This is a genomic window from Pseudomonas sp. AC169 (assembly GCF_979258515.1).
The window spans coordinates 4248010-4259720 of record NZ_OZ409866.1; the positions used below are offsets into that span (position 1 = coordinate 4248010).

General features: G+C 56.4%; 10 protein-coding genes and 1 tRNA gene. 7 read left to right on the forward strand and 4 right to left on the reverse strand.

Annotated elements, in window-relative coordinates:
* Positions 1 to 48 precede the first annotated feature (48 nt).
* Positions 49 to 138: transfer RNA gene (locus tag ACZZ0G_RS19145), tRNA-Ser, on the forward strand.
* A 546-nt stretch (positions 139 to 684) separates the two neighbouring features.
* Here ACZZ0G_RS19145 and ACZZ0G_RS19150 read toward each other — a convergent pair.
* Together ACZZ0G_RS19150 and ACZZ0G_RS19155 are read right to left on the reverse strand one after the other, a co-directional pair.
* Complete coding sequence (locus ACZZ0G_RS19150; protein WP_463557161.1) at positions 685 to 2682, reverse strand: acyltransferase family protein; 1998 nt, start codon at positions 2680 to 2682, stop codon at positions 685 to 687.
* 439 nt (positions 2683 to 3121) lie between these two features.
* Positions 3122 to 3313: a YegP family protein gene (locus ACZZ0G_RS19155; protein WP_016984684.1), complete on the reverse strand. Its 192-nt coding sequence runs from the start codon at positions 3311 to 3313 to the stop codon at positions 3122 to 3124.
* Positions 3314 to 3590: 277 nt separating this feature from the next.
* On the opposite strand from ACZZ0G_RS19155, the gene ACZZ0G_RS19160 reads away from it, so the two are divergent.
* The 6 genes from ACZZ0G_RS19160 (at position 3591) to ACZZ0G_RS19185 (ending at position 9301) form a co-directional block, all read left to right on the forward strand.
* Positions 3591 to 4556, forward strand: coding sequence for a glycosyltransferase family 2 protein (locus ACZZ0G_RS19160; RefSeq protein ID WP_463557162.1), 966 nt, complete (start codon positions 3591 to 3593; stop codon positions 4554 to 4556).
* A 3-nt stretch (positions 4557 to 4559) separates the two neighbouring features.
* Positions 4560 to 5270: a class I SAM-dependent methyltransferase gene (locus ACZZ0G_RS19165; RefSeq protein ID WP_463557163.1), complete on the forward strand. Its 711-nt coding sequence runs from the start codon at positions 4560 to 4562 to the stop codon at positions 5268 to 5270.
* A complete protein-coding gene (locus ACZZ0G_RS19170; protein WP_463557164.1) occupies positions 5267 to 5653 on the forward strand; it encodes a GtrA family protein in 387 nt (128 codons plus the stop codon). Before ACZZ0G_RS19165 ends, ACZZ0G_RS19170 begins: the two co-directional genes overlap by 4 nt.
* The gene (locus ACZZ0G_RS19175; RefSeq protein ID WP_463557165.1) at positions 5650 to 7746 is read left to right on the forward strand and encodes a DUF6311 domain-containing protein; all 2097 of its coding nucleotides are present in this window, start codon (positions 5650 to 5652) and stop codon (positions 7744 to 7746) included. Before ACZZ0G_RS19170 ends, ACZZ0G_RS19175 begins: the two co-directional genes overlap by 4 nt.
* An 87-nt stretch (positions 7747 to 7833) precedes the next feature.
* Complete coding sequence (locus tag ACZZ0G_RS19180) at positions 7834 to 8754, forward strand: LysR substrate-binding domain-containing protein (protein WP_414871183.1); 921 nt, start codon at positions 7834 to 7836, stop codon at positions 8752 to 8754.
* 181 nt (positions 8755 to 8935) lie between these two features.
* Positions 8936 to 9301 (forward strand): 5-carboxymethyl-2-hydroxymuconate Delta-isomerase, encoded by a 366-nt coding sequence (locus ACZZ0G_RS19185; RefSeq protein ID WP_463557166.1) that lies wholly within the window; start codon positions 8936 to 8938, stop codon positions 9299 to 9301.
* 3 nt (positions 9302 to 9304) lie between these two features.
* Here ACZZ0G_RS19185 and ACZZ0G_RS19190 read toward each other — a convergent pair whose 3' ends face one another.
* On the reverse strand, positions 9305 to 10240 hold the full coding sequence (locus tag ACZZ0G_RS19190) for a LysR family transcriptional regulator (protein WP_463557167.1): 936 nt from the start codon (positions 10238 to 10240) through the stop codon (positions 9305 to 9307).
* Positions 10241 to 10416: 176 nt separating this feature from the next.
* A complete protein-coding gene (locus ACZZ0G_RS19195) occupies positions 10417 to 11610 on the reverse strand; it encodes a cyanate transporter (protein WP_463557168.1) in 1194 nt (397 codons plus the stop codon).
* Between the last annotated feature and the right edge of the window lie 101 nt (positions 11611 to 11711).

Sequence of the window (11711 nt, forward strand, 5' to 3'; positions counted from 1 at the left end):
GAAAGAGGGTTTGCTTTCGGTAAAAGTGTTGTTATGATGCGCGCCGTTGGAGAGATGCCAGAGTGGCCGAATGGGACGGATTCGAAATCCGTTGTACCTTCACCGGTACCTAGGGTTCGAATCCCTATCTCTCCGCCATTATTGAACAAGACGAAGCCCCCGTAATCATTGATGATTACGGGGGCTTTTTCGTTTTCGGACTTTTGTTCGGGGCGTTTCCAGGGCCAAAGGCACCGTGAGGTCGCTTCGGGGCATTGCGCGGTTCCCTACGCTGCAGCCAGGCTCTGTTCAGCAATAAGCGACTGTTGCGCATCCCTGAGCTGCTTGAGCGGCTGCAAGGGGCCTCTGAGTCGGTCGCGTGTTTTGGGTGGGGCGGGCGAGCTGAACTCGCTGGCAGATCGAAGGGGGGTATCGCTCGCAAGACAATGCTGGCCCTGCGGGCTGACAGATTGAATGGAGTTATGGGGCATCAAAGACATCGGCGAACGGGGGCTGATTGCACCCCGTCTGTGCCAAGCTTTTATCAATGTAATCCGTTTGCGCTCGCATTGATCATGTCAGTGCTGGCCTTGCCACCAAAGACGGCGTGCATTCAGCAATCTTTCCCGAGTGCACGAATTTTCATATTGTCATCCTTGATTTCAGCCAGTTCAGCTCTGCCCGGGTCATAGCTATCGATAACGACTAAAGCTGCGTGGTGCGCTCATTTTTTTCGTGGCGCATGGACTTTAGAATGTACGGAGCAACGTATTGCGAGCCGTACATAGATAGATGGTTTCTGTCGTTGTATAGAACTTTTCCGCCCTTCGCAGCGTAGCAACTGTCGGAATCGCAGAACAACGACGATAAGTCGATTATTTTTACGTTGGTGAAGTCTTTTGCGACGCGTTGAACAATTTCGTTATAGGCGGAATTTACGCTGTCCTGATCGTAAACTTTCCTTGGGAATGAGCAGCCATCATTCTTTTCGGTAATTCGGAAAGGACGTGTGACACATGCCGATGGGTCAAACGGCAGGTTTGGATTGTCTAGAACCACGACAATATTCTTCTTGGCTTCAGATAGCATTTCGAAGGATCTTCTCATGCCTGATTCCAGAACTTTTCTGAAATCCTTCTCGCCAGGGTTTCGAATGTCTACAGCGTCTTCCCAAGAGCATCTTGGGTTATGCGCAAGAAGTACGTTTACTACGCTGCTGTCTTTTGAGGCGTAATCATATGCCTCATTGATGAGGCGGTATGCATTCGCGCGAACCTTCGCGGCGGCTTTGTCCTTTTGAGCAGTAGACGTATCGTAAAATGGCGCAGCACAACTGGCCGGAAAAACAGCTAAACCCTGGTCGGCCTTAGAGTAGGTGCTTAGACCTGCAAACAGGTGTGCTGCATGTGAGTCACCTATGACTGCGCTGGTAATCAAGCCATCCTGAATCAGGCACGGGTTATCAGTCATGGTGTTCCAGTCGGGAAATCTGGTTGCGCAGTTCGTCAGCGAAATTGCGGTATTTTTCTCGATGGCTCGGGCTGCTTCGTTTTTAGTCTCCAGCGGGGTAGCGACTGGGTGTTTATAGGTTGCAAATCCGCCAAGCGCGATAACTATCATCAATCCGACAAAAGCCGGGGTTTGACGCGGCTGCTTTACTATTCCGGTGCGAAGCGGCTTCTCGATTAATGAATAAGTAATCCATGCTAGTAATATTGATGCTGCGACCGCCGCCGATCTTATCTCGATACTGGTTTCTTCACTTTGGACTATGCGGGCGAACGCAAGCAGAGGCCAGTGCCAGAGGTACAGCGGAAAGCTGATTAAGCCTATGGCTACAGCCACCCGTGTTGAGAAAATTCGTCTGTTAATGATAGATGAAGGTCCTGCTGCTATCAGGAGTACCGACCCCAGCACAGGAAGTATTGCGCGCCAGCCGGGGAATTGATCGCTCGGCTTGAAACTAAATAGTGCGAAGAATATGAGTGCGAGCCCGGCGGCGCTAAGCGCGTCGTTGAGCCTGGATTGCTGCCCTTCGAACTTCGACGCCCACCACGGCTGTAAGCAGGCCCAAGCCAGCAAGGTGCCTGCCAGCAGTTCCCATGCGCGGGTCGGCAGTAGGTAGAATGTGGCGTTTGGATCTATACCGATGAAGTAGAGATTCAAAATCAGTGATACTAATCCAATAGCTAAAATTAGCTTGATAGCGCTAAGTCTTACCTTCCAGGCCGCCCAAAGTATCATGGGGAAAAGCAGGTAGAATTGCTCTTCAATTGCGAGTGACCATAGATGCAGTAATGGTTTTAGTTCTGCTGCGGTGTCGAAATATCCGCTCTCGTACCAGAATGCAAAATTTGCTACAAATCCTGCGCCTGCTGCGATGTGCTTGGAGAGTTCAGTCATCTCGTTCGGTAACAAGACAAGCTTTCCAATAACCCAGCAAGTTATTAGCACCAGGGTCAAGGCTGGAAAGATTCGACGTATCCTTCTGGCGTAAAAATCTGAAAAGCTGAAAGTGCCTCGGTCAATGCTTTTAAGTAGTATGGTGCCGATTAAAAAACCGGATATGACAAAGAATATATCAACGCCAACGAATCCCCCTGGCACCAGAGTCGGGAACGCGTGAAAAATCACAACAGAAATAACAGCCAGCGCGCGAAGGCCGTCTATGTCTCTTCTATATTTTAAATTGGGGTTTGTCATTGACGTTGGCTCATTTTTTTGCTAGTTGCAGGGCGAGGGGCGGAAGGTCGCGATAGTGCCATTATTTCGTTGCCAAGGAAACTCCGGTCGAATTGCCGCGACGAGCAGCAAAATGAAAACAGCTTTGGCCTTTAGCGAAATCTACTGCGAAAGGGGGATTTCGCTAGGGGTTAATAAGGGCGGCGAATCCCCATCTCTTCGCCATTACAGAAAAAGCCCCGCAGATGAAAAATCTATGGGGCTTTTTGTCATTTCAGCGGTAGCAACATCACCTCCGCATCAGGCATTCACGACTGTGAATGCCCCAGCTTCCGTTTGGTCAAGTCATACACATCCTTATGCGTCGAGTTATGCAGCGCCTTGTCCTTGCAGGCCGATCTGAAGAGGTTTTTTCACTTCTTCCGTGGCATGAGGATTAAGACTGCATCGACCCGCGCGGTTAAATCTCCTTGACCGGTGTTTCCCCCTGCACAGCCTTGATCAATCCAATCACATGCAGGCAATCCGCCTTGTTCACATAAGACTCGCCACTGGCAATGGTCTCGTGGTTGCCCGCCCTCAGTCTCCAGCGCCATTGCCCTTTGCCGGTGCTCGGGGTGCCTCTGGATTGCCTGTAAATCTCGAAATACATTCGGTTCGCTCCATGCGATTCATTTGTGCGACAGCCTCTGTGGCGCATGCTCGCAAGCCTAGCGCAGACGGTTTTTTTGGCTATCGGACATTTGTTTCCAATCGTTCGCGGATGTTTCTGAAGAGCGCGGGCTAGAGCGCAGCAATAGGCCTTTGGATTGGCCAATATGACGCCCTCTGACCCTTGCAACGCCGAGGACGCTACTGCTTAATACGGGACGGCTCATGGCGTCGAAAATCATTCAACGACCGACAAACACTATAAAAAGAGCACTCCTTTGACTGAGCACGGAACGCAACAGGCCGGGCAGGTGACATTATCGCTGGTGATCCCCGTTTTTAACGAGGAGGACAGCCTCGACACGTTTCTGCGGCGCATCAATGAGGTCTTTCAGACGCAGGCGTTGATCGATCTCGAACTGGTGTTCATCAACGACGGCAGCACCGATGCCACACTGGAACGCCTGCTCGAACATCAGCGGCACGATGCGCGTTTGCGTATCGTCGACCTGAGTCGCAACTTCGGCAAAGAAGCAGCATTGTCTGCCGGTTTGCAGGTCGCGACCGGGCAGATCGTGGTGCCGATCGACGCAGATCTGCAGGACCCGCCGGAGATCATTCTGCAAATGATCGAGCGCTGGCGTGAGGGTTATGAAGTTGTGCTCGGTCACCGCATCAGTCGGCGCAGCGACACCTGGGCCAAGCAGACTTCGGCTCACTGGTTCTACCGCCTGCACAACAGGATCGCCGAGCAGCCTCTGCCCGAGAACGTCGGTGATTTTCGCCTGATGGATCGCTGCGTGGTCGATGCCTTGCTGACGTTGCCCGAATCTCGCCGCTTTATGAAAGGCCTGTTTGCCTGGGTTGGCTTTCGCACCACTCACGTTGATTACGAACGACCAGAGCGCGTGGCGGGGCAGAGCAAGTTCAACGGCTGGCGCCTGTGGAATTTCGCGCTGGAGGGCATCACCAGTTTCAGCACCGAACCGCTTCGGGTCTGGACGTATGTGGGCGCGGTGGTGTCGCTGGTGTCTTTCGCCTTCGCTATTTTCATTGTCGTGCGCACTTTGATTCACGGTGTCGACATGCCCGGGTATGCCTCGCTGATGGTGGCCGTGACCTTTCTCGGTGGGTTGCAATTGATCGGCATCGGGGTGCTCGGTGAGTACCTGGGCCGCACCTATATCGAATCAAAACGCCGACCGGTTTTTCTGGTGCGTCGCGTCTACGACCCCAAGGACTGATATATGGATCTCAAGGAAACCGACATCCTCGGCGACAGCATCAACGAGCATTGGTACTACTGCTCGAAAGCCTCGGCCACCACGCGGTTGCTCGGTGAGGCGCCGATCACACGGATCCTCGATGTCGGCGCCGGCTCGGGGTTTTTCTCCCATCATTTGCTGACGCATACCGATGCACGAGAAGCGTGGTGCGTGGACATCAGCTACCCCGCCGATTCCAGTGCGACCACCGCCGGCAAACCGGTGCACTACCGTCGAGGGATCGAAACGATCGATGCCGACCTAGTGTTGTTGATGGACGTGCTGGAGCATGTTGACGACGACCTCGGCTTGCTCAAGATGTATGTCGATAAAGTGCCGTCCGGTAGCCGATTCCTGATGACAGTGCCTGCGTTCCAGTTTCTGTGGAGCGGACACGATGATTTTCTCGAGCACAAGCGCCGCTATACGTTGGCGCAGTTCGAAACACTGGCGCACGATGCCGGTTTGACGGTGCAGCGTGGGGCCTATTATTTCGGCGCGGTGTTTCCGATTGCGGCGGCGTTGCGCTTGTTACCGCAGAGCGCGCAAGCCCGGCCTGCGCGTTCGCAGCTCAAGCGCCATCATCCGCTGGTGAACACGCTGCTCAAGACGCTTTGCAGCTTGGAGCTACCGCTGATGGGCATGAACCGTCTGGCGGGTTTGAGCGTTTTTGTACTGGCGCAAAAACCGTGACCCCAGCCGGGAAATCAACGCTGATCCAGCGCGGTTTGCGTTTCGCCGTGACCGGATTGTTCGTCACGGCCCTACATGCACTGGTCGCGGTTTTATTCATCAACTTCATCAGTCCGCTACCGCCCCTCGCCAACGGCGTGGCTTTTGCCGTGGCGACGCTAGTGTCGTATGTGATCAATACCACCTGGAGCTTCTCGGCCCGATTGCATGGCCGAACCCTGCTGCGGTTTCTGCTGGTTTCGGTCTGTGGGTTTTGGCTGGCGATGTTCGTCGCCTGGGCTGCGCAAATGGCGGGGCTCCACTATTTGCTGGGCATCGGTGCGGTGGCGCTGACGATCCCGGCATTCACCTTTGTGCTGCATAACTTCTGGACATACCGATGAGGGAGTCGAGCAAGCACCCAACCCTCGCGCTGCTGCCAATATTGTTGGGTGTACTGGCGTTTTTCCTGGTGGTCGGACCGCAAGCGCTGGATCCGCAAAACATCGCCTGGCTTAAGGACGGTGATCCGGCGACGCATTATCTGGGTTGGGTGTATTTCCGCCATTCGCCGTGGACTTTTCCGCTCGGACTCAACCCGTCCTATGGGCTGGAGCTGGGCAGTGCGATCATTTTTTCCGACTCCAATCCACTAATGGCCCTGTTGTTCAAACCTTTTAATGGCTGGCTGCCGGAAACATTCCAGTATTTCGGCTTGTGGCTGCTGGCCTGTTTTGTTTTGCAGGCCTGGTTTGCCTGGAAACTGCTCGGCCTGATTACCGACAACCCGGTGCTGCGTTTGTTGGGGGCCGGTTTGTTGGTGTTTTCGCCGCCGATGTTTTTGCGCACCGGCGGGCATCTTTCCCTTGCCGGACACTTTCTCATCCTTGCTGCCCTCTATCTGGCCCTCCATCCGGCGCTTGCCCGGCGACGGTGGGCATGGGGCGTGTTGCTTGCCGCCACGGCGCTGGTGCATGCCTACCTGCTGGTCATGGTGGCTTTGCTCTGGATTGCCGATCTTTTTGGCAAAGTCATGACCGGCAATTTGACCCGTCGTCAGGGGCTGATCGAATTTGGCAGCCTGTTTGCCGTGGTCAGCGTGTGTTGCTGGCAGGCGGGTTATTTCAGCATTGTCGACGGAGCGGGAGGTGGCGGTTTCGGCTGGTATCGGATGAATCTGCTATCGCTGATTGACGCTGAAGGATGGTCATTCGTTTTGCCAGGCTTCGCCAAGGGCGGCGGGGATTACGAGGGGTTCAACTATTTGGGTCTCGGTGTCCTGCTGCTGGTGCCTCTGGCGGTTTTCTCCATATGCCGAGGCAAAACTCGCGTAAACGCGCTGCTGAGTCGTTGGCCATGGCTACTGTTGGCGATGGTCGGGCTGAGCCTGTTTGCGTTGTCCAATCAAATGGGTCTGGGCGCACAGACGTTCAGTTATCCGCTACCGAAGACGATCGAGGGGCTGGCAAGCATCTTCCGCGCCTCGGGCCGTATGTTCTGGCCTGTCTTCTACGCCATCGTTTTGCTGATTACGTTTCTGGTGGTGCGTGGCTATCGTCCGCAGATCGCCATGGCGCTGTTGGCAGTGGCGCTGACGGCACAAGTCGTCGATACCCGCATGGCCTGGTCGGGCTTGAGAGCGGCAAAGACGGTTGCGCCAACTTCGACCTGGGCAAGCCCCATGCACGATCCGTTCTGGAGCAGCGCGGCGGCGCACTACAAGAACATCCGTGCGTTGATCCCCAAAAACCAGTCGGACCAGTGGCGAGTCATTGCCGATTTTGCTGCCGTTCATGGCATGAATACCGATGCTGTTTATATGGGGCGCATGAGCCCCAAGGCGCTTGACATCGCCCAGCGGGAGGCGCAACGCCGGCTGAATTCGGGGCAGTACGAGGCCGATACGCTGTACATCCTCGACGATGATGCGCTGGACCTGGCTATCGAGAATGTTCACAGCGATACCGATCTGCTGACCAGAGTCGACGACTTTGTCGTACTGGCACCAGGCTGGAAACGCTGCGATCAATGTTTGGCGATGGTTGATGAGGGTCGCTCGATGTCAGTTGTTCCCTTGAGCCAGCCAGGACGGGTGCAAGTGTTCAACCGCAAGACCCGGCAGTTGGTCAAAGGTTGGGCCGCTCCGGAAACCTGGGGTACCTGGAGTGAGGGGCATGACGCGGAAATTGCACTGCGGGTAGCGCCACAGGCTTCTTCGATTGTGATCGACGTTCTGGCTTTCGTCATGCCGCCCAAGTTGACCCAGCGGGTCATCGTCAGCATCAATGGCGTTGAGGCCTTGTCGACGCGGTTGACGCAGGTTGAGGGCAATCTGCTGGTAATCCCGCTCGACGCGGCCGTGCGGGCAACACTGGACGATGGCCGGGTTTTGAATATCAAGGTGCATTTACCCGACGCCACCAGCCCACGAAATCTGGGCTTGAACGATGATGCGCGAGTGATGGGGTTGGGGCTGAAATCGCTGACCGTTCGCTAAGGCTTCGCTCAGTGGTGCAAAGGTTGATGGACGTCAGCCCCAAGGCCTTTCTACACTGCCGGTATTCCGGGGGGCAGGGGGCAATGGATGAACCGCAATGAACTTCGCAAGGCCGACATCAACCTGATGGTGGTGTTCGAGACCTTGATGCTCGAACGCAACGTGACCCGGGCGGCCGAGAAGCTGTTCCTCGGCCAGCCGACCATCAGTTCGGCACTCAATCGTCTGCGTACGATGCTCAACGACCCGCTGTTTATCCGCGTCGGCCATCGCATGGAACCGACGGCCCGTGCCGAAGATATTTTCCGCCATCTCAAGCCTGCGCTGGATTCACTGTCGGTCGCACTGAGCCTGACCCGCGACTTCGACCCGGCCGTCAGCACCATGACTTTCCGCATTGGCCTGTCCGATGACGTCGAGTTCGGTCTGCTGCCGCCGCTGTTGCGTGCGTTGCGTCAGGAAGCGCCGAATGTGGTGTTCGTGGTGCAACACGTCGATTACTGGCGGATCCCCGACTTGCTCGCGGCGGGCGACATCACGGTCGGCATCAGCCAGACCCGAGGGCTGCCGGCCAATGCCAAGCGCAAACTGCTGCGGCACATCCAGCCGAGCATTCTGCGCGCCGACGCGAGCGATACGCCGCTGACGCTGGATGAATATTGCGCGCGCCCGCACGTGTTGGTTTCGCACACGGCCAATGTCAGTGGTTTCGCGGACGAGTGGCTGGCGGAGCTCGGTCGCACTCGTCAGGTGGTGCTGTCGGTGCCGCAATACAGCGCCCTGCCGGCGCTGCTGGCCGGCACTGATCTGATTGCCAGCCTGCCGGACTACACCGCGGCGGCCATGGCCACCTCCGGATTACTGTTCAAGGAGCCGTTCCCGTTCAAAACGCCGACGCTGGATCTGTCGATGGTCTGGCTCAGCCATGTGGACAGTGATCCTGCCGAGCGCTGGTTGCGTTCCAGGCTCGAGCAGTTCATGAGTGAACGGCCGCTGAATGCATCCTGATGAACATCACATACCGTGTGGGAGCGAGCTTGCTCGCGAAAGCGGTGCATCAGGCACCTGAAGTGTCGCTGAACGACCGCATTCGCGAGCAAGCTCGCTCCCACATTGGAAAGTCCCCGGGAGGGTAGGACAGAGCTGTGCTATATGTACGACCTTTCTGCCAACTGACTGGGGACCTGCAATGCCACACCTGCACATGGAATACACCGCCAACCTGCCGCAGTTAAACGCCGACGTCGCGTTGATCCGCCTCAACAACACACTGGTGGGCTCCGGTCAGTTTGCGGCGGAGTTCGATATCAAGAGCCGTGCGGTGAAAGTCGAGACCTTCAAGGTCGGCACCGCCATGGCTGAACGCGCGTTCGTATATGTGAAGCTGGCGCTGCTCAGCGGACGTTCGCCTGAAATCAAGAAGCAGTTGTCCCAAAGCCTGTTGGCGGTGTTGCAGGATCTGTGCGAATGGCCGGCCGGCGTCGAAGTACAGTTGTGCGTCGAACTGGTCGACATGGATCGCGAGTCCTATAGCAAAACTGCCATTGGCGTGTAGGACTCAAGCCACTTCGAGTTCGCTGCACACCTTGACTACCTGCTCGCGCAACCACAGGTTGGCGCTGTCCTGATCAACGCTCTGGCTCCACTGCATGTCGAGGGTGAAGCCCGGCAAGCCGTTCGGCGCCTCGCAGTGATTGAACACCGCCTCGTTGGTCAGCAAGCGCTGGATACGGCGGGGCAGGGTGAGGATGAAGTCGGTCCCGGTGATCATTTTCAGTGCCGCGCTGTAACTGTTCGAGCGCGCGACGATCTGGCGCTTCTGCGCTTGCCGCGCCAGCCAGCCATCGACCATGTTGGTGGTCGACGTCCACGGCGTCGGGAACACATGTCGGCGTTCGGTAAAGGCCTGCAGGCTCAGGCGCGGTTCCAGTGGCGTGGCACGTTTGTCGAAGACGCAGACCAGATCATCCTCCAGCAGCATCCGTGATTTCAGATCGGTGTGGTGGCGATGGAAGTTGGGGCCGAAGCTGATCACCAGATCGAGGCTGCCGTCGCGCAGTTCATCCGCCGGGACGTCGGTCTCGAACTTGTGCATGTTGACCATCACAGGCAAATCATCGAAATCGAAACGCTTCAGCAGGCGCGGCAGAATCAGTTGCTCGAAGTATTCCGGCGCGCAGATGTTGAAGGTGACGGCTTGCCGGGTCGGATCGAACGTGGGGGCGCCGGCGTGGCAGAGGTTGATGCTTTCGAGGATTTTCTGCACATGGCCGTACATGGTGCTGGCCTTGTAGGTCGGACGCATGCCGGTGCGGGTGTTGATAAACAGTTCGTCTTCGAAACTGGTGCGCAGTTTTTTCAAACAGTAACTGACGGTGGACTGACTGACGAACAGGGTTTCTGACACATCGGTGACGCTGCTCTGCTCATAAACGGCGACAAACACCATGAGATCCTGCATATCGAGCTTTCGAAGCAAGTTACTGTTCAGCATCCGTACTGTCTCGCTGTGCTCCTTGCGCTGAATCCGCGCAAACGTGTGCGAACGATCCTAGCGGAACGATGGTGCCAGGAGAAACCCCTGTAGGACATTTCACGGTCAGTTGTGGGACAGAAAGTTTTAGTAATACGACGTTAACAATTAAACCGCACAAAGATGGCCAGAGGCCTCTAGCTAGATGCGGGAAAGTGTCGAGCGTAATGTCGAGGATTGAAGCGCCACACCATCAGCAACATCACCGCCATTACAGCCGTCAGCGACCACCAGGCCCACTCGAAGCTGCCGAGTTGGTCGCGGATCACTCCAGCCAATAGCGGCGAAAGGCCGGCGATCAAGTAGCCAATGCCCTGCACGAAAGCGGTCAGGGCACCGGCGCGTTGCGGATTGTCGAGGTGATCGAGCGAGACGATCAGGCTCATCGGAAACAAACCGCCAATACCCAAACCCAAGAGGCACGGCCACAGCAGGCTGAATTGTTGCGGGCTGAGGATCAGGCCGCAAAACCCGGCGATGATCAGCGTCAGCAGCGCCATCAGAATCACGCGGCGATCCCGGCTGCGATTGGCGATAGCAGGAACCACCAAGCCGGAAATCACCTCCATCGCTGTCAGAAAACCCAACAGCAGCCCGGCGTTTTGTTCACTCCAGCCTTTTTCCACGTAGTACGGCGCGAGCCAAGCGAGAACACAGGTGTAGGACGCTGTGCCCAAACCAAAGAAGATCGCCAGTAACCAAGCGCGGGAATTGGTGAAGAACGAATCCTTTCCGGTTGTCGCCGCCACCTTGGAGCACTGCGGGCTGCTTTGCGCCAACCAAAACACAAGCGCCAGGAATGCCAGGATCACCCAGATGGCCAAACCGGCGCGCCAGCCGCCGGTTTGCATCATCACCAGTGGTGCAAACGAAGCTGCGATCGCCGCGCCGCCCATGATCGAGGTGACGTACAGGCCCATGCACAGTGCGACGTTATCCGCGAAGCGCGATTTGATCAGTGCCGGCATCAACGCCTGAATCAGTGCAATACCGATGCCGGCCAGCACGGCGCTGGCGATCAGTTCGGCTGCCGATTCGATAAACAGCCGCGACACCGTCGCCAGACCAATGATCAACAATGACAGGAGCACCGTTCGTTGTTCGCCCAGCCGCTGACTGATACCCAGACCGAAGAACATCGCCAGCCCCATTGCCATCACCGGCAGCATGGTCAGCAGTGAAGCGACACTGAAGCTCAGCGGGATGTCGCCGCGAATCGCCGAGAGTAAGGGGCCGACCGCCGCCATCGACGGACGCAAATTGATCGCGACAAGCATGATGGCGAGCATCAACCAGACAGCAGGGCGAGCGGTGGCGCGGAGATTTTCCATCATCAGACCTTTGAGCGGGGCCGACGATTAGGCGCGGAACCGCTTGCGCCGGGCAAACCAGAAAATCCACAGCAGTATTTAAAAACTCGATAACCCGCCAC